This window comes from Acidisarcina polymorpha (assembly GCF_003330725.1).
Lineage (GTDB): Bacteria > Acidobacteriota > Terriglobia > Terriglobales > Acidobacteriaceae > Acidisarcina > Acidisarcina polymorpha.
The window spans coordinates 3,390,000-3,409,890 of record NZ_CP030840.1 but is presented as its reverse complement, the minus strand read 5'-3'; the positions used below and the strand labels follow the sequence as shown (position 1 = coordinate 3,409,890).

The following is a 19,891-nucleotide window of genomic DNA, read 5'->3' as shown; positions in this document are numbered from 1 at the left end:
CCCGGCCGCGTTGCTGTTGGCAAGCTGATAGGCCTCAACCTCACAGCCAAAATCCCCCACCGAATTCTTGCCTCAGCAAACCCGATTGGATCGCGCTGGTCGAAAAAGCGCCACTTGCTACGGAAGAATAAGCAGGCGCACAGATTGCGTCAATCCTAAAGGGTAGAGTGGCGTGTCTCGACTCCAGACCTGGGCTGTCTTATTGGTCAACAGGAACTTCATATAATCGCCCAGTGTCGACACGACTCTGATAGTGATCTCGTTCCTGCCTGATGTCAGCGCATTCGATACGTCATAAGTATGCACGCCGTACCAGCGCGTGCCGAGGTGACGGCCATTGATCTCCAACTGCGAGACACTGTGGAGGTGCCCGAGGTCGATGATTACACGTTGGTGGTGATGGTCGAATTGGAAACGGTTGCTGTAGATCATGGTGCCCGCAAAAGACTTCAAGTCGTCCTGCTGACTGAGATCGACTAAAGCCTCCACAACGCGAGATTGCGTTGTCCCGTTCACATGAATCAGCTTGAGATTCCAGGGTCCGGGTATGATTTGCTCATAGCGCGGGTGGGCCGTCGCTGCAGGCAAGAGGTCTGATATTTCCACAGAAGCGGCGGTGTCAGCAGCGATAGAGGATGGCTCGAAGACGATGAGTCTGGACTCGGATGGGCCCAGCGTGATGCTCAACACGTTCTTTGAACCGGATGTTGGATATGGCGCACGCTCGCCTGACTCGGGGTTCCACAGCCAGGGAGTCTTGCCGGGGAGAGACACGGTGGCCTCAAATGTGTGCGTCTCCTCCGGGCCGTAGTTGGAGAAGAAAAAGACGTCACGGCTTCCGCTGACGTAATGTAACTGACTGATGAAGTCGGTGGGTCTGTCGATCGAAACGTCCGGCGTCAGTGCATAATTCTTCTGCAGGTCGCGATACCAATTCACCAGATTCTGTTCGTCGATGTGCAGGACAGCGGTGCGAAGTGGATAGCTTTTCCGGAGAGATTGGAAAACCTCATGGACGACTAAGCTCTCTGACGCGTTATTCACCAGCCCTGAGGCCTGACGGGGAAGGTTGCCGATACACAGCAGGGTCCCGCCGGATTCGACGAACTTCTTCAACTGTTTTGCAGTGATGAGATGAAGCGACTCGACATCCGGCAAGAAGATGGCCTTGTAAGACCGGTCTCGAAACAGCAGCCTGCCACGGCCAACCGTTGATTGATGAATGATGTCTTCGGTGAGGTAGTCGCACCCGCTTCCATTCTGATGAACGACCTCCCAGAGCTTATAGAGATAGGGAGGATCGACTGTCTTCGGAAAGGGATCGCGCTGAAAGCCGTATTTCGATGCGAGGTCGGCGAATGGAGGCAGGATCGCGATATCGGCCTGCATGACTGACTGCTGAAAGAGCGCCGAGAGACGAGACTTATAGTCAACCCACAGCTTAAAGTAGGGCCACCATGTATTCCGCTCGCTGAAGTAAGTACCGTAGCGCACCCAACCTGGAAACGGCGCATCGGCGGGGCTGTAGTTGAAGCCATGCAGAACGGATTGTGTCACTCCGGACAACATGCTTTGATCTCCGGCAAGCTTGATCCTCTCGAGCGAAGCATGGAATGGGTCGTCGGTATTCGTCATCTCCTCGCAACTGATGAGCTGCTTGCCAGACAGATGAGCAGCAGAAGAGACAAACTTGTTGATCATGGTGTAGCTGCGACCTTGCCGATAATCGCCGGTGCCAAAGTCCTCGATCTTCTCCGATCGAATCCATGTTTCACATTCAGGAATATCGAGCATCATGCCGGCGGTTATGGCATCGAGCTCCATGCCATAGGCCTGCATTCGTGATTTCACGCCGTTTCTCTTACACCACTCTGCAAACGTCCCCACAAACCTTTCCTGAAAAAGCTCGTGCTTGGTCGTTTCAAAGTCGTATCGCACCAGATCGGTCTGCGCCTTGAACCCAGCAGAGAATTTCGCCCCATACTCCTCCGTGACTGCATTCCCCATCTCTCCAACTTTGAAGAGCACGAACGGCAGCCATGGCGAGAGGTCATAACCCCTTCTCTTGCGAAACTCCGCAAACATATCGTCACACCAATTCGCCCCCTCCAACTCGATACTGTCGGTGAAGAACGCCCGGAAATGATCGCCTAGTGGACCGATCTTTGCCGATAACCTCGTCGACAAGCGGTCCAGATATCTCGCAACAGCCTGTTCACTGTAGTGATTTAAGACCGGTCCGGTCGCGCCAGGAGCTCCGTTGATGACGGCCATGAAACCGGTAAGTTTTACGAGGAAGTAGAGTACGTGATCTCCGGCCGGCACATCGAACTCAATGTTCTCATCGCGTACCTGTTCGTTCAAACGGATGCCATCGGCCGTCGTGGAGATTGGAGATGGAACCAGGGTCAGCCCAAAGAGCTCTTTTTCGCTGTCCTTGTAGGGCGACACCAGAGCTGGATTGACACCATCCAGCAACTCCGCGCGAGTCATTCGAACTTGGGCAGGTCCGGTGAAGTTTTTTGTGCCGAGCGCTACCATCTGGGTCTGGTCTTCCCTCGATAGGAATTCACCCCCATACGGCCAACCGGAACCCACGATCATGTCACAGGTCATTCCCCGCTCTTTCGTACCTTTCAACGCCACCTTTAAAACCTGTATCCATTCATCGCTCATCCAGGTCAGAGCTTTCGTGTTCATCGGATCGGCTTCCGCCGGAAAGCGGATCAGATTGATCTCGACCCCTCCGATTCCCGCAGCCTGCAACACGTCGAGTTCTCTCAGAATCTCTTCCCCCACAACCCGGTCGCCGTTCCACCACCACCGGACCATCGGACGATATTGATTTGCCGGCTCCCGGAAGATTTCATAGAGACTGACATCCTTAATCGATTTCCGGGATGCCAGACCCGACATGCCTTCGTAGCCTTGCAGGCCAACAAAGGGGAGTGCGCCCACCGAAAGCGAAGTCAAGCGTATGAACTCTCGTCTAATCACAAAACACTCAACTTTCCGGGCTTGGCCACGGGAATGGTTCCAAAGCGTTGCCAATCGCTACGGTGCCATAATCAATCGCAAGGCGCCGCGCCCATTAGATACGATCCTTACTCCATCAGCTAACTTCACCGCGTTGCCGTTCGCGACCTCGACAGCATAATCGAAATCGCGAAAGCTATAGTTCAGACGGTTCGACGCAACGCTCCGAAGGGCGGCGCGGTCTGGAGCCCACTCCAAGAGAAGAGTGAGTTCCGAGCGGACAGGCATCTCGACCAATGTGAATGTAATATCCCGGTCCCGGAACGAAACTCTGAGACTTCCACCCCCGGATAGAGGAACATCGGCATCGAGGCTCGTGCTCCCCTCGCTAATCTTTGGCAGGCCGGCCATCCCAGGAAAGCTTTCCTCTCCATTTGCTCCGACAACAGCGAAGCGGCCCATAGCGCGCTTGCCCGGGCGGCCCGACCGAACCTCATCATCGCTCCAGTGGTAGCCATCGAGAGCAGCGAGCATGCGTTGTTCAATGCCGTGCTTCCTAACCGGCTCTTCCAGGTATGGCTGCGGAAATTGATCGTTATAGACGTGAAGATCGCGGAGATAGAACTGCTCGCCACGGAAGTGTAGATTGGCGCGGTGGTACTTGCTCTGGTACCAAACTGTCCGTTCCGGAACAGCCTTCTCTCCAAATGGATCTTCAAGCATCACCTGGGCCTGCGTCGGAGTTGACTTGAAACGCTGCTTGAAACGGCGGCCGGATTCGCCCATCGTTTCGATGCTGACCTGACCGCCGGTACGCGCCCGGGACAGCTTCTCCATCTGCATCGGATAGGCCTCTTGCATCTCCGCCCAGCCGAAGCTGTTCTCCTGGCCGAACTGCGCATACGCAAACGCCTGCGTCGGGCTCTCATCGATCATTTGAAGAAACCGGTCGATGAAGACCTCTGACCTTCCTGAAGGCCACACTGGTTCGACCGTATCTGGATACGGGAACTTCTTGTCGTAGTAGTAGACCGGATCCTGTCCGAGCAGGCGAAACATCGGAGTCGAGATTTGGTTCTTCTCCTCCAGCGCCGGGCTCCAGGCATTCTTGCGGTTGGGGTAGTATCCGGCGATCGGCGCTCCCCATATGGTGAAGCCATCGGTAGCCAGCTGGTCCCGGCAATTGCCAAAGGCGTCCATGAAGTAATGGTCGGAAAGATGTGCGATCGTCACCGCGTCAAGGTTCCAGGAGGCCAGGGACTTGAGATCGCGGCCGAAGACCCGCTTATAGGTCGCGACCGCGGTGTCGGCCAGCCTCCGGCGCTCCTCCGGCGTGTAGCCAATCGCGTAGGCAACGGGGACGTGGTAATCCCACTCCCACTTGGGGTTGCCGCGCCACGCAATGCCCGCATCGTCGCAGATCCTGCGATTCATCTCGAACCAGATTCCGGTCTCGTGATCGATAGGCATCTCTTTTTTGAGGAACTCGACGTATGGGCCCTCGACCAGTGCGTCATACTGCAACAGCCAGGTTGCTGGAAGCTTATGGGCTTTGATGAGGGCCATCTGTTCTCGCACCGGCTGCATCAGGTCGATGGTCTCCCGCGGCTCCTCCGCGCGGATGAAGTTCATGATATTGATGACGCGTAATGCGCGCTTCACCCGAGACGCCATTGCCGCCGTTGGGGGCAGTGTCCACCCAGCGACCATGCTCGTTATACTGCCTGCCAGCAGCTCACGCCGGGTGAGAAAAGTTCGATCCTGTCTGTCTGGCTTCTTGGCCATGAACGTCCTTTCGGTTCCCTTTGCAGGTCAACATTTGCAAGGGATTATGGAATGAGTAGGTGCCAAACGCGACCTCAAAGCGGCGAGGTCTCAAGTTCAGGAAGCTGCCGCAAAGAGGCGTGGCGGATTCTATGCAAAGGATTGGAGTTGTACAGGTGCCCTCTCCGCGATTCGAACGTCCGCTCGCTCTGCCCGCGACTCCTCAGGGGGGAGCGCGGGCGGCGACGAGCGGGCGCGCACGATCAGAACTTCAGTTTAAGAGCTGCCTGCATGACTCGCGGAGGAATGACCCCGGTGCTGGTGATCTGTCCGAAAGTCGCTGATGTCGGGTCGGTATTCGGAGTCCCGAAACTCGGATGATTGAAGGCGTTGAACATCTCCCAGCGAAACTGAATACCGTATCGCTCGTTGAACGTCCAATTCTTCATCATTGCGGCGTCGGTGGAGTTGACGGTAGGCGAAATGAACGGGTTGCGCCCAGTGTTGCCGAAGGTGCCCGGAGCATTGGTCACAAACGCAGCCGGATTCAAATAGTGATTGAGCCAGTGCTGCTGGCTGCCCTGGTGCACCGAGGGCGAAACTCCGGGAACGACATCGGCCCGATCTCCGTACTGGTCGGAGCCCGATGCATTCTGGCCGTTACCACATCCGCAAATGCCGAACGGTGAGCCGCTGTACGCATTGATGATTCAGCTCAGTTCCCAGCCGCCAAGCAGGTTTCTCGCGATCGGATTCCAGCCCTGAAAAGAGGGCACGGTGTAGACGAAGTAGCTGGTGGAGACGAGCGGAACATTCAGCTGTGAAATGCCCCGGTTGTATCCGATATCGAAGGGATTCGGCAGACCGCCCTGAACGGCGATATTGCCGGTAGCCGACAGATCGATGACCTTCGACCAGGTAAAGTTCGACCTCGCCTGGAAGCCGTGGGACATTCGCTTCTCCAATCCGACCTGTAGGGACTGGTAGGGAGAAGTCCCGAGGCTGGTCTCTTCTTCGATCTGGTTGAAATTCGGATAGTTCAGGCGCTGCCCGGTGAGCGCCGCGTCGGTCGAATAGATTCCAGGATTCCGATCGAGGATGGTACCCAGATGATAAGACTCTTTCCCCACATAGGCGATATGCAGAGCGATCGTCTTCGAGAGCTCCTGATCGACAGCCAGATCCCAGCTTTGTGTCGTCAGAGCACGAAAATTACTCGAAAAAACAGCCTCAACGCTTACCGGCAGCAAGAAGGGAGAATTGCCTGGAGGCAGATAACCGGTGGTGGCGAACGGTGGAAAGGGAGTGACATTTCCGGTAGTTGTGTATGTCGACCAGGGGTTATCGAAGGGAATCATAAATCCGCCTCCCGGTGCCGCGTTGATGTTGTACACCGGGCTGAAGGGCGCAATGTCGGCGGTGTGGTTATAGGTTGAGTAGGGCAAAGGACCGGTAAACATAGCGAACGCGCCACGTATGGCAGTCTTCGGAAGACTCTTTGGCTGCCAGCTGAAACCCAATCGCGGCTGAAGGTATCCATAGCTGGTTGGCATGAGCGCGGAGTTGACGCCCGCATCGCCCGGAAAGACAAGTCCCACTGGAGCATTGGGGAATCGTTGGCTCTGCTGGCCCGGTCGAAACGCGGCCCCTCTGCCTTCTCCCGGCGTAGAGGGCGGAAGATTGGGGTCCCAGCGCAGGCCGGCGGTGACGGTCAGATTAGACAGAACCCGGTATTGGTCCTGGGCAAAGAGACCGAGTTGCCACCCCTTAACGCTGGCGATCTCTCCACCCCCCTGGGTGAAATTGTTCAGATAACCCAGCAGGAAGTCGGCGAGGCCGAAGCCGGTGTAGTTCGAGAACCCGGCAATCGGCGCCGCGGGATAATCAGCGTTCTCCTGCGCGAACTGCTTCCAGATATTACCCCCGACGCTGACTGTGTGCGCCCCTATGGTTCTGGTAAGCGCATCGTTCAACCCATAGGAGTGGCGATTTTCAACCTGTAGCGCGTTATATCCAGATCCGAATCCGCTCGTACTCAGACCCTCCAGGTAGCAATGGCCCGGGATATCATTCACCGCAATGTACTTCGACAGGCAAATTGTATTTCCATTGATATCTCTCGGCTCGGCATAGGAAGCTACATAGTCCTCCGTCCAAAAGAGAGTGGCCGCATTCACCGTGGAGGCGTTGATGATCCAGTCATGTCCCAAAACGATGTTGTAGTCTTTGCCCTGCTGCGCATCTTGAATCGCCATCAGATTGCCGTTGATGGCAGATGACGGCTGCTGTTCCCACAACGTAAAGCTGCGCAGATAGAAGCGGTGGTTGTCGTTCAGGGTGTAGTCGAGTCGCGCTGTTCCCTCGTCATAGTTCTGCACTTGTTCGGGACTCACATAATTCACCTGCCCCGTGGCGGCTATCTGACCCAGAGGCAACGCTGTAGTCGCAAGTTTGACCGCGGCGGGAGAGAATAGCGCGGGATCGATCTGGTCCGGAATTCCGTTGACCGTCGTGAATAAGTTCGGCCGATTCGTATAAGGTGTCGTGCTCAGTACTTGTCCCGCCGGCAGAGCCGCGCCCACCGCGCTGAAATCGCCGTTCAACATAGCCTGAGTGGGAGTCGAGGATTGATTGTATTGAGAAGCGTAGTGTTGCCGGGTACCCTGATAGTTGGCGAAGAAGAAGAGCTTGTCTCTGATGATAGGGCCGCCGACATAGCCGCCGAACTGGTTCCGTTTCAAAGTGTCGACTGTCTTAGCAAAGTAATCTGCGGCGTTGAGATCGTTGTTGCGGAGGAACTCGAAGACTCCCCCGTGAAACTGATTGCTTCCCGACCTGGTCTTGATGCTTACGACTGCGCCGGGCGCGTATCCATATTGCGCGTCGAAGTTAGTGCTGACCCGGAACTGCTCGGTCGCGTCGGCGTTGGGAAACGGCGCGGTCTCCGGCATATAGGTATCCATATTCGGGGAGCCATCCAGCAGAAAGAATGTGCTTCCCTGACGGCCGCCGCCCGACGACGCATTGATCTCGGTAGGAATCGCCGTTCCACCCGGACGAAGGCCGATCGGGGATTGCAGGACGTTGGTGATGCCGGCGCTCAGGAAGATCAGGCTCGATGGGTCTCGGCCATTGATGGGAAGCTCGGTAATCTCATGCTGGTCGATGACTTCACTCACATCTCCGGAGGTGGTGTTAATAAGTTCGGTGCCTCCGGAAACCGTCACCGTCTGCTTCGACTCGCCGATACTCAGGGAGAAACTGAGACCCTTCTTTTCCCCGATGCTCAAGACGACGCCCTCGGAAACGACGGTCTCAAAGCCAGAGCATTCGACCGTGATGCGGTAGCGGCCCGGTTCGAGCGCCGGGGCGATGAATTCCCCGCCCTGGTTCGTCTTGACCTGGCGGGTGGTGCCGGTGTCCTGGTTGGCGATCAAGGCGCTGGCGTTGGGCAGCACCGCGCCCGAGGCATCCGTGACGACGCCGGTGATCTGTGCGGCCGACTCCTGCGCGTTCAGGCGAGAGGCGGGATTGAGAAGCAGGGCTCCTATACAGAGTACGTATAGGAACAAACGCGTCATGAATTGCCTCATACGAGTCTTTCTCCTTATTTCAAATTCGTTTCATGCACCCTTTGGTCGAGGGTCTGTAGTTCCGTTTGCAGCTGGGTTAGAGAAGTGCGGAGGTTCACCTCGATGGCAGCTCCATCCTTCTGTTCGCTGGGCTGCGAGCTGCTCAGCAGGGCGACGACCGCCTCGTGGATCGCCTCGGTCGATGAGCGAATGCGGCGGATTCGCTCCCTCCAATCGTCAGAAGAGTCCAGGGCCCCGGCGGCTCCCGGTGTCAGTGGCGCTTGCACCGAGGTGTTCGCGGCGGGCGTATTCGAAGAGCGAGAAAGAATTGCACCTAACTGGTTTTGCAGGGAGCTGATGTCTTCGCGCAGCGCGGAAACGTGGTCTGCCAGCAGCACCTGCAATTGCCGGCGCGCATCCTCGTTGAGCACGGCCACCTCCGGCAGCGGGTGGCGCGCCGCGAGCCGGTCCAGCGCCCATGCACGCGCCGACGCTAGCTGGGCCATCGAGAGCGTCTGATTCACATAGGCAATCCTCTGGTCTTTGTCCGGGAAGTGGGCATTGAGCTGAGCGTCGAGGAGCGGCGCAGTGACGACCATTTGCTGAATGGACAAGGGGGGCGAGGAGTCCGTTTTGGCTGGCGACGGCGAAGACCGTTGAGCGGCCTCATCGATGGTGACCAAGCGCAGCCGCGTATGGGGGATTTCCTGGAGCGCGGCGATGAGCTGTTGCTTGCGGGCGTCGTCTTCGACAACGCCTTCGATCAGAAGCTCATGCCCGGTATGATCACCGATTTTGATCTGTTCGCCCAGATCGGCGCCAAGCCCATGCAACGCGACTTCAACCTGGACCTCTGCCGCCGCGAGCACCGCCCTGTCCGGCGGTATCGGCCTCGGCGCGGCAACCACCGAGGGTAGAATTGCGGCGGGAAGTGACGGTCTACCGAACACATCGGTCGGCACAGAGCCGAAAGGAACGACATCATACGAGAGCTCGGCAATCTCAATCTCGCTGTTGTCCTGCAGGCGGACTTTCTCTTTCACCGCATGGTAGTCGGCGGTGCGCAGGGTCAGATCGGTCTCTGCGATGCCTCCGCTAGCGTACGTCGTCTCTAACGTAAGTTGATCGTTGCCGAGCCTCGCCACGCGGTCGCTTTGAACGGGGAGAGAGGCCCGTAGGCGGGTATATGCCTCTGCATCCAGCGAAGAGTCCCAGTCCAGGGAGTATTTTGAATAAGCCGCCTTGACCAGCGCCTCGCCGCCCGCGCCGGAATTGGTGCGCCCGGCCGTTCGATGACGCTTCACATCCCGATACATGGTGCGCGTCAGCGATTTCTTCCCGGCGCTGATGCGGAGCTTTTGCACCACGACCGGCTCAGAGGCGGACTGAAAGGAGGACATCTCCGATGCCTTTGCGCGAAGCAAAAGATCATTGACACTAACAACTTCAGGAGAATGCAGAAAGTAGGCAACCGGGAGAAGCGCGAACAGCGCAAACATTCCGACAATCCAGCCAACCTGGCTCATCTCACCCGGACTTAGCAGGCGCCGCGCGCCACTGAGCCACTCCCGGAAACGCGATGGACGGCCCATTTCGTCCGCAAGCGCATCCAGACGAGCGATAAAAACGGTTCGCTGGTCCACGGGAGGAGGAAGATACGGAGCCGTGACGGCATTCTGATACTCGAACAGTTCCGCAATGCCGTCTCCCATGGCCTGCCGGCGACTGCGGCACGACCAGCAGGAGTGAATGTGTCCGTCGACATCATCGGCCTCCCTGGCGGAGAGCTCTCCATCCAGCGAACGCAGGAGGGCTTCCTCCGTAAGATGGTCCCCGATGAAGAGCCCGACTGCGGCACTGCCCGGGTTGCTGTGCCGCTTCTTCATGCACTCCCCTTTAAGAGTCTGGTTATGGCGTTTCTGAGCGAGCCAGAAACGGTGGATGTGCCAATGCTCAGGATTTCGCCGATCTCGCGATAGCGGAATCCCTCCAGGCGAAGGTTGAGGCAATCCCTTTGCAACTGGGTAAGCTTTGCGAGCCCATCGTGAATGCGGCGATAAAGTTCCTTTTTCGAGCAACTGTTCTTCCGGGCCGGGAGCGCGGTCGAAGGCCGATTCGCTGAGCTGCTTCCATATTTCAGGAGTTGTTTCGACGAGGCGGCGCCGGCCCTTGTGAAAGTTACAGGACAGGTTGTGGGCGACCTGATAGACCCAGGCACGGAGATTTTCCTCACCCCCACCGCTACGCATGTGGCGATAGAGCCGAAGAAAGGCTTCCTGGACAACCTCCTCGGCGTCCTGAGGAGAAAGGCCGCCGTTGATCAGGTACCGGTAGAGCGGCGGACGCAAGGCGTCGTACAACTGAACGATCCGCTGCTCGGGACCTTCCGTATGCCGCTCGGAGACTTCTTCATTCAGACTGCTCAAATGAAGCCCGATGACCCCGCTGGACGTCGAATTGGCAAACGCCGACAAAAAATACGTACCCCTCTTGCTCGAATCTTTTTCAGTTCCGCATCGCGTCCTCAAGCACCGTCGGCATGCCTCTGGTGGGCAGGTCAGTCTTCGTGTTGAATATGAAACAACTGAGTAGCCTGTTTTGTGCTTTCTAAGGGGAAATAATTTCTCGTTGACCGAGATCTCCCGGCCATGTCCCATCCCTATTTTTCCGGAGTTTATGGGGGTGCGGCATGTTCAAGAACGACACGAAACTCATGGAGTCGGCGATTGCCCTCGCAGAGGAGTTGCATTTCACGAGAGGCTCGCAGATTGCGCATCAGCCAGCCGATGCTGACAAAGAACATCCAGGATGTGGAGGCGCGTATGGTGCGTTCGAATATGACGCGGCGTCGGATACGTTCAGGCTCGCCGACTTGATAGACAAACCGCCACAAGGGAACGACGCCACCTGATGCGAGCAGATCGTATGCCCTGTGGACAAACTTTTCCACTTGCCAGGCGGCCTGGACAATTCAGTCGGGGCCACCTCCTATACGAATCCTCTGACTGCATGAGCATTGACGAGATCAAGTCACAATCTGGAGGAGGGCGAGTGACTCCCGCAGACGGCTGTTGCCTCCACCGCTCTGGCGACTAACCCCGTGCGAATGGATCTGTCTTAGACGTACGTCGTCCCACTCCGTAGGTATTTGACTAGAGCAATCCCAAACCTCTTATGGTTTGTTCTTACTGAGTAGCACGAATGACGGAGACTACGTAGTGGTCAATTTTGCAGATCGGATCCGGCTGGGGCGCTCCCCTCTAAAGCCGTAGAGAGCTGTGAGGCCTAATACAGTTTGAATGGATGCAAAGGTGGCTATCGCTATGTTGAAGCTGAAGACGATTAGGTGCTGAAAGAACAGTGCTCCTGTGCCCATTCCGAGGAAGTTCGCGAAGGTTGCGAATCCAGTAATCTGTCCCCGGTGTTGAGGGTCCAACGAAGTCGTGATGCTAGACATGAGAGGATGCGTCGCATCGAACCCGAGTGACAGAGCTGTGATGACAAGTGCGACGATGAAGCGGGGACTGTGAGGAAGCAATAGAAAAGCGCATGCCGCAGCCCATAGGAACCCGAAGGGGACAACATAACGCCTTCCGTAACTATCACCCCATCCCCCGATCGTCGTCCCTAGAAAGATGCCAGGTAGGCCATATCCCGCGAGGGCTAAACCGATGCCGGTGTCATGCAGATGATACCGACGTGTCAGCAGAAGACCGAGCCAGGCAAAAATCCCGCCGTGGAAGGCTCCGTTGCAGAAAATGAACATCACGGTTCTTCCACCCCGCGGGGTGTCCAAGATGGCGAAGTACTCCCGAAGTACTCGCCCCAAAGAAATGGGTCTTCTATGCACGCGAATGGATGAGCGGACATCCTTGCAGATGAGGACAGCACCAAGGCAACATACGCTGGCAAGGACCCGAAACTCGTTTCTCCAACCAAAGATCGGATTCAGAATAGGTCCCAGCGTTGAGCCAAAGCCAATACCGCCGGCAATCGCTCCGAACATCCTGCCCATGGGGCGTCCCTGGACGGCATACGGATAGCGATCACCAACCGTGGCTAGGCCGATTGTCACTATTCCGCCGCACCCGGCGCCTGAAAGAACTCTTGCGACGACAAGAGTGTGCCACGATCCCGCAAATGAAACCATAAAGATTGTCGTAGCCGCGAAGCATAAAAGTACCACCAGCACGGGAGCGCGTCCCCACCAGTCAGACAATGCTCCGAATACGAGTGTCGAAATGCCGTAGACAACGAGGTATCCTGCAAGCAGCCAGCTCAGTTGATCGGTGGGCGCCGAAAACTCACGCAAGAATGCCGGGATCAGGGGCGCGACCATGTAATTGACGTAGAAGATAGTGAACGCGAGGATCGACATCAACCAAAGCTGAACATCATCATTGCTCGTAGAATGGTCCGTCCGAAGTTCCATGCAAAGGGTTTAGTAGTCCACTCGGCCCCTGATTATTGGGCTATTGATGCCGATTGCCGTTGATTGAATAGTCGCAATCGCGCTAGAACGACTTGCTTCACCGACTCTTCTACGAACGGAAGCAGTTTGTAGGGAACAATCTCCCGCGGCATTAGGGCGAGGGCCTCTTCTAAACCTTTCCGCCATGCAACCCGAAGTTCGGTGTTGATGTGGATGATGTTGATTCCGGCAGCGATTGCGCTCCGCAGGTCGCTGTCTTCTGTGGCGGAGCCGCCGTGCAACGTAAGGAAGCTCTTGGATGCCCGCTTAATGGCTTCGATGCGACTCAAGTCGAGGTGCTTTCTCACATCTCCTTGCACCATGGCTTGTAGCATGCCGTGGCTATTGCCCACTGCCGGCGCGAGAACATCGACTCCTGTGCTCTCCACGAACTGCATTGCTTCCTCCGGCTTGGAGAGTTCCAGTGAGCGATCTGGCAGCGATTCATGAATATCAGAACCCGTTCCAATATTTCCAATTTCTCCTTCCACTAGGATCCTGGGGTTGATTGATTTCAACGCCTCGACTGCCTGTTTGGTCTGCTTGACGTTCTCCTCAAACGGCAACGCGGACAAGTCATATACAACGGAATCGAATCCAGCTTTCGCCGCCGCTATGGCGCTATCTAGGGTGTGCGTATGGTCGGCGTTGAGGAATATGGGAAAGCCATCCTTCTCTCGCAAACTTCTGACCGTGGCAGCGAGTTGAGCAACACCCAAGAACGCGCGCTCCCCTTCGGATGCCCCGACAATGACTGGGACCTTTAATTCGTAAGCAGACCCAAATACAGCTTTGAGCAAGATCCAATCGGAAATGTTGAAGTGGCCGATGGCGGTGCCATTGCTTTGCGTCTTTTCCAAGACGTCCCTGAGGTCGTTCACTGTCTTCTCCTTAAGCGTGCTCAATGCTTGAGGCGAGCGCGCTTGAAACATCATGTGAGGCATAGTTACTGATAGTGATTCATTCCTGCAATTACGATGATGTTGGCAAAGTGGGCGCAGACGAGAACAGCGGACTTAATCCCTCGGCAAGCGTCGGGTGGGACCATATGGCATCGCGAAGTGCGGTATAGGGAAGCCCAGCGATCATCGCCGTCTGTACAGATGCCATGACCTCGCCGGCATCCACAGCGAAGGCGGTAAAGCCGAGAATTAAATCGTTGTCGACTCCTACCAGCGCCTTCAAAAATCCGCGGGTCTCAGAGAGAGTATGGGCACGCAAGACTCGCTCCATTGGGATTTTGAACAAACGATAAGCAATGTTTTGCGCCTTGGCTTCATTCTCTGTGAGTCCGATCCGTGCAAGCTCCGGGTCCGTAAAAAGAGTGCGGGGGATTATTCTCCATGTCGTAACGTGATTGCCGCCTTCTAGGTTGTCGCGGACGACGCGAAAATCGTCAACGCTGACATGGGTGAACTGTGGAGTTCCGGCCACCTCGCCTATGGCCCAGATGCCCGGTGCGGTCGTCTCGAGCCGCTCGTTTACCTTGATGTAGCCGCGATCATTCAACTCGACCCCGGCTGTCTCTAGTCCAATATTTTCTGTGTTTGGACGTCGGCCTGCGGCAATAAGCAGATGAGTGCCTACTAGCGTCTTTTCTATTCCACCTTGCTCGAGAACAATTGTCACCGCGGTGCCTGATTTACCAGAGACATGCTTCAATCTCGCGTTCAAAATTGTGTCGATGCCTTCGTGCATGAACAAGCTGGCAAGAGCACTCGTCACATCGTCGTCTTCCGAGTGCAACAAACGGTCATTTCGATCAACGACCGTTACCTTGCTGCCGAACCGTCTCATTGCTTGCGACAGTTCCAGTCCGACATAGCCTCCGCCAATCACAATAAGATGTCCAGGCACCGCATCCAGTTCGAGCGCCTCGATGTGCGTCAACGGCTGGGCCTCAGCGAGGCCCGGTATCGCATTGGAGGCGGACCTCGTACCCGTGCTGACGATCACATTCGTCCCCCGGAGTCGGCGAGTCGAACCGTCTCCAAGCGCGACTTCTAGAGTTTTCGGCCCTACAAAACGTCCTGACCCGAGAATGAATTCCGCTCCGTTCTGCTTGAAGTTATCGAGATATACATCGTTCAAGCCGGATACCATAGTCCGCTTTCGGGTGCGCACTGCCAGCATGTCGACGTGGAAGCGATCGGCAATTGCACCGAATTCACTACCTCGACGGAAGTAGGACGACACTCTTGCGCTATGAATAATGTTTTTGCTCGGAAGACAGGCAATGTTTGGGCATGAGCCCCCAACGTACTTTCGCTCAACCACAGCGACGCGCTGTCCTTGGCTGGCGAATGTCCAAGCAGCGAGCGTCGCTCCCGTTCCGTCTCCTAAAATGACTAGATCGTATTGCTCCGAAGCGCGACTTGGGAGTGCACCGTTTGCTTGAAATTCCTTATTGTCTTTGGATTCCATATCACCAATGCGTTGCAAGCGGTGTGCCACGGAGCCGAAGGCCGGGCAGGAACGAACCTATAACCTAAGTGATCACCCATGTGCACGTTACGGCGCGGGCCGGATGGCGGACGTGAGCCCCTGCGTGACAGATCCAAGACCAATGCCCGACACTTGACGGTGAGCGGACGCAGTGCCTGTCACAGAACCCGCACGCCGCTATGAATTAACACTGCCCCCTATGACCTTGATCTGATGACGCCTCACTGAGGAGGCTGTTTACGCTATATTCACAACCTTGCAGCGTCGGCAACTACACTCCATCGCCGGTACAAGAAAGAGAGCGGATTTCGAAGATAATCTCTAGCCGCATGAAGCGACAGTTTGAAATCCCTATGGCAGGAGCTACTATGGCCTGAAGTAAATCATTTGTGAGCGAGCATATTCCAAGGAGAAATTGCGTGCCCTGTTCCCTCAAGGCGTTTTTTTTATCGCTATCTGTGGCATGTTCGCTCATGACTTCGCGGGCGACGCTGGCGCAGCGTCCAGAAGCTACTGTTTCCGCCGACCAGGACCATCAAGACATGATGGACCAGCTGGGAATCAAAGCCTTGAGGGCTGGGCCTAGCGGCGACGAAAAGGCGCCGAACCATGCCAATTACGATGAATCCAAAGCCAATCCATATCCTAATCTGCCCGATCCGCTCACACGAAACGACGGAGCAAAGGTGGTAACGGCGAAGGTTTGGTGGCAAGTACGCCGGCCGGAACTTGTCGAGATGTTCGAAAAGTACGTCTACGGCCGAGTGCCGAACAATGCTCCGAAAGTGACGTGGACCGTCACAACAGTAGACCGAGAGATGATCGGCTTTACGCCGGTGGTCGCCAAGGACATTGTCGGCGTCGTCGATAACTCATCCGATCCCTCAATCAAGGTGAAGATCCACATGACGCTGGTTACCCCGACCCGGGCGAAGGGCTCGGTCCCGGTTTTGATGATGTTTGCCCGTGCGGGGTTCCCGGCGCCAAACGAGCCGACCGGCGATGAACTGGATCGCGTGAACACAGCATGGAAGGCGCTGCTGATCCGGCAGGATCCGTCGCTCAAAGAAGTCTTCGAGAATCATCCCGCGTGGCAGGCGGTGAAAGCCACGCCATTCCAACCCCCGCAGCTGAATGCCGACGGAGACCCTCCGAATACCTGGCAGCTTGTCGCGGCAGGCTGGGGTTTCGTATTGTTCGATCCGGCGAGCGTGCAGGCAGATGACGGCGCCGGGCTCAGGGCGGGAATTATCGGTCTGGTTAATCAGGGCAAGCCTCGCAAGCCAGAGGACTGGGGCGCTCTGCGCGCCTGGGCATGGGGCGCCGCCCGTGGACTTGATTACCTGGAGACTGATCCGGCGGTGGATGCAAAACATGTTGGCATTGAAGGGGTATCCCGCTATGGCAAAGCGGCGCTCGTGACGATGGCCTTCGATCAGCGGTTTGCGATGGTTCTGGTAGGGTCGTCGGGAAAGGGTGGTGCAACACTGCTGCGGCGCAACTTCGGCGAAGCGGTCGAGAGCCTCACCGGCAGCGAATACTATTGGATGGCAGGTAACTTCCTCAAGTACGGGGCGTCGGAGGCTACTTTCGGGAGCAGCACCCCTGGAGATATCCCGGTTGACTCCAACGAACTGATCGCGCTATGCGCGCCTCGTCCTACATTCATCAGCTACGGAATTCCTGAAAAGGGTGACGCGAAATGGCTCGATCATGAGGGCAGCTTTATGGCTGCCGTCGATGCGAGTCGAGTTTTTGTGCTGCTCGGAGCAAGAGGACTCGACGTTGGGGGCGACTATCACTCGGCGAAGATGCCGCCCTTCAACCAGGGCCTTCTGGAAGGAGAGCTTGCGTGGCGGCAACACGATGGAGGCCATACGGACGCACCCAACATGAAATATTTTATCCAGTGGGCCGGCAAGTATATCGGCACTCACCAGCCGCCTTCCTAGGAAAAAATTCGAGCCGTCTCCGGCGGACCACTACGATTTTGCTTTATTCCTGCGGTGTCATTGCGCCATTTGGCCCAAGTTGGATGTAGTCGACCGGAGCTAACTCCCGGTAGTCTCGCTGCTCGAGCGTGTGCGCCTCGATGGCGCCTGGAGATGCCGCCTCCTTGCTAGACCGATTAAGATCGTCGCGAAGATCGGGGGTACCCTTCAGCATCAGCGTGTCGCCTGGCTTGAGCCAGACATCCTGAACGGTGAAGCGCGTCGAGGTCTGGCCATCCAGATGAGGGTCGAACTGTGCCGGCGGGAGCGTATCATCTCCCGCCCACCGAGAGACGCCCTTTCCATTGACAAGCAACTGATAATTCGAGATACCGCGCCAGAGATCGAAATACTGCACGGCGACATTGTAGCGTCCTGCTGGTTGAGTGATCACTGCACTTAGAGAACATCCTGAATTCAAGCGGCATACGACCGCTTTGCCTCCCGACGCGGTTTCCCATGGCGTTACCTCTACCGGTTGATAGCCCTCGGTCGCCATGGTCTCTGCCTCAATTCGACCGGAGTGGTTCCCCACACGCCCATGGACATCGGCAATTTGCGAGCGCCAATAGAACCAGTCGTCAATAGCATCTCTCCAAACAATCGCGTGGCCAGCCTGAAAGGTGAAGAGCCGCAGCACCAATTGATAACGATCATCATCAACAAGCCCCTTTAAGGTCATCCATTGGGGAACATACTCCCCGGCCGCACGGGCGCTCAGATAATGCGTGTCATAGATCGACTGCACCAGAGTTTTACCACTGCGAAGTCTGTGGTCATAGGGAACGTGATGGAAGAACAGCAGGAGATTCTCTGGACAGCTCTCGATGGAGTCATACTTCGCCGCCAGCGACGGCGGATATTGCTGGGCAAACCCGGTTCCTGCTGCGGTACGATCCATGCCGATTCCATCCTTTTCTCCTCGAAACCATTGCCCCCATCCATTGCGTTCCGCCGATTCAATGCCCGGGCCAAAGTGGTAGCCAAGTATGTTGGTCAAGGTTCCCATTCCATTCGGACCGGTGTAGCCCTCATACACCTGCCAACTATGCAACTGCAAAGCATCGATGACTTGATCCACGCGTGGATCATTGCCCCAGGTTAGTCGAGTCCAAGTGTCGATGATGCTGCTTAACGGCTCGTCCGGATTCCAGGCCAGCTTCCCAAATCCATAGAGGTTGGCCATGGCCATGGGATGGTGCAGCCAATTGGCTTCTGCGCCGGCGTTCGTGACGGAGATGAAGCCTCCCAGCCGGGACTTTCCGTCTGGGCGCGGAAAGCTCCGGCCCTCCACGATCTGCTTAACTGGAGTATGGCGGTTGTCCGCCTGTAGGTCCGTATCCAGCACCCACTTCCACATGCTCGGCAGCCATATCATGTGGCGTTGCTGCCCGGTGTACTCCTGGGAGGTCTGCAGCTCAATTGCCATGTTGGTCTGGCGCAATGCGGCGAAGAGAGGGCTCACCGGTTCGCGGGCCTGAAAATCGATGGGGCCCTCTTTGATCTGGATCACGACATTGGAATCAAACTGGCCATCGAAGCGAACAAAATTGTCGACCCCAGCCCGGGCGCGGTCGGCTTTTGGATCACGCCAATCGAGATGGTTGTTGTAAACGAAGCCTCGGTAAAGCACCACTCCGCCATGCGGCGCTAAGGCACGCGCCAGCACATTGGCCGCATCGGCCGGGGATCGTCCATACTTAGAGGGACCCAACCGGCCTTCAGAATCAGCCTTGACAGTAAACCCTCCGAAGTCGGGGATGAGGGTGTAGATCTCATCCACCTTTTGTTTCCACCAAGCGACCACAGTTGGATCGAGAGGATCAAAGCTCGGCAGCCCACCGACGATCTGGGGCGCGGTGAGGTCGACACTTAATGCAAGCTTCACTCCCCAGGGACGGAAGGCGTCGGCAATACGCGCATATTCCCTCAGGTGTTCCGAGCTGAGCAGATCAAGATCCGCATTCACGTTGTTAACGTTGCATCCATTGATGCCAACCGACGATAAGAGGCGAGCATAGTCTGAAGCCCGCGTTAGGTCCTGCAGTACGTGTCCATCTTTAAAAAAAAATGAAGGACCAGCATAGCCCCGCTCGATGGTTCCGTCGAGATTGTCCCACTCATCAGTCCAACGGATTGCGGCGGATGCAACCTGCGTCTCGTGCTCTGGTATCACTCGATCGGCGCCGATCTCTTCCAGCAGATGGAAGGCCCCGTAAAGCTCGGCTTGAGGAGAGCTGCCGGCGATCAATACCCGATGACTGCCTCGCTGGCGTGAGAAGCGGATGCTGTATCGGTCAGTGCCGGGCATGGATGAGGATGCCTCGTCCATCGTGTGATCCCCGAGCGAGCGGTAAGAACCTAACAGAATCGCATTTGTACTCGCGGCGCCGAACTGGAATGGTTGAACGCTCCAGGTAAAGGGACGCGCCAACATCGCACTCAGTCCCTTGGCAAGTTCGGCCCCGGCGGCGCGCTCAACAACAGAGTTCCCCAGCACAACGATGCGGGAGGGTACTCCCTCGTACTTGGCGGCTTCTACCGGTGCATACCGAAGCCACGCGGCAGATCCATCTTCAGCCCAAACCCCGCACCCTGTAAGTAGGATCGCGAGTGCGCTGAGGCGAACAAAAAGTCGCATCGAAACTCCTTTACTCGCACCTTCGCTGGGT

9 protein-coding genes and 1 pseudogene are annotated in these 19,891 nt (G+C 56.5%); 2 read left to right on the top strand and 8 right to left on the bottom strand.

Annotated features, from left to right (window positions below; all coding sequences use genetic code 11):
* Nucleotides 1-117 precede the first annotated feature (117 nt).
* From ACPOL_RS14775 to ACPOL_RS36795, 4 genes and pseudogenes are all read right to left on the bottom strand, one after another.
* Nucleotides 118-2,997, bottom strand: a complete 2,880-nt coding sequence (locus ACPOL_RS14775; RefSeq protein WP_150133009.1) for a glycosyl hydrolase — start codon at nucleotides 2,995-2,997, stop codon at nucleotides 118-120.
* A gap of 57 nt (nucleotides 2,998-3,054) precedes the next feature.
* On the bottom strand, nucleotides 3,055-4,761 hold the full coding sequence (locus tag ACPOL_RS14770; RefSeq protein WP_114207727.1) for a hypothetical protein: 1,707 nt from the start codon (nucleotides 4,759-4,761) through the stop codon (nucleotides 3,055-3,057).
* A 242-nt stretch (nucleotides 4,762-5,003) separates the two neighbouring features.
* Nucleotides 5,004-8,321 (bottom strand): annotated as a pseudogene (locus tag ACPOL_RS14760) (TonB-dependent receptor).
* Nucleotides 8,322-8,347: 26 nt separating this feature from the next.
* Nucleotides 8,348-10,786: a sigma factor gene (locus ACPOL_RS36795; RefSeq protein ID WP_161557368.1), complete on the bottom strand. Its 2,439-nt coding sequence runs from the start codon at nucleotides 10,784-10,786 to the stop codon at nucleotides 8,348-8,350.
* Between the two features lie 215 nt (nucleotides 10,787-11,001).
* Here ACPOL_RS36795 and ACPOL_RS34150 point away from each other — a divergent pair, with 215 nt between their 5' ends.
* Nucleotides 11,002-11,223 carry a hypothetical protein gene (locus ACPOL_RS34150; protein ID WP_201759235.1) on the top strand — a complete coding sequence of 74 codons (222 nt, stop codon included), beginning with the start codon at nucleotides 11,002-11,004 and terminating at the stop codon, nucleotides 11,221-11,223.
* 300 nt (nucleotides 11,224-11,523) lie between these two features.
* Here ACPOL_RS34150 and ACPOL_RS14745 read toward each other — a convergent pair whose 3' ends face one another.
* From ACPOL_RS14745 to ACPOL_RS14735, 3 genes are all read right to left on the bottom strand, one after another.
* Nucleotides 11,524-12,690, bottom strand: a complete 1,167-nt coding sequence (locus ACPOL_RS14745) for an MFS transporter (protein WP_161557367.1) — start codon at nucleotides 12,688-12,690, stop codon at nucleotides 11,524-11,526.
* Between the two features lie 86 nt (nucleotides 12,691-12,776).
* Nucleotides 12,777-13,664 carry a class II fructose-bisphosphate aldolase gene (locus tag ACPOL_RS14740; protein WP_114210838.1) on the bottom strand — a complete coding sequence of 296 codons (888 nt, stop codon included), beginning with the start codon at nucleotides 13,662-13,664 and terminating at the stop codon, nucleotides 12,777-12,779.
* Nucleotides 13,665-13,755: 91 nt separating this feature from the next.
* Nucleotides 13,756-15,207, bottom strand: coding sequence for a dihydrolipoyl dehydrogenase family protein (locus tag ACPOL_RS14735; RefSeq protein WP_114207722.1), 1,452 nt, complete (start codon nucleotides 15,205-15,207; stop codon nucleotides 13,756-13,758).
* A gap of 440 nt (nucleotides 15,208-15,647) precedes the next feature.
* Between ACPOL_RS14735 and ACPOL_RS14730 the strand changes: the two genes are divergently transcribed.
* The gene (locus ACPOL_RS14730) at nucleotides 15,648-17,180 is read left to right on the top strand and encodes a glucuronyl esterase domain-containing protein (protein WP_236657483.1); all 1,533 of its coding nucleotides are present in this window, start codon (nucleotides 15,648-15,650) and stop codon (nucleotides 17,178-17,180) included.
* Between the two features lie 43 nt (nucleotides 17,181-17,223).
* On the opposite strand, the gene ACPOL_RS14725 is transcribed toward ACPOL_RS14730, so the two are convergent.
* The gene (locus ACPOL_RS14725; protein WP_114207721.1) at nucleotides 17,224-19,860 is read right to left on the bottom strand and encodes an alpha-glucuronidase family glycosyl hydrolase; all 2,637 of its coding nucleotides are present in this window, start codon (nucleotides 19,858-19,860) and stop codon (nucleotides 17,224-17,226) included.
* Between the last annotated feature and the right edge of the window lie 31 nt (nucleotides 19,861-19,891).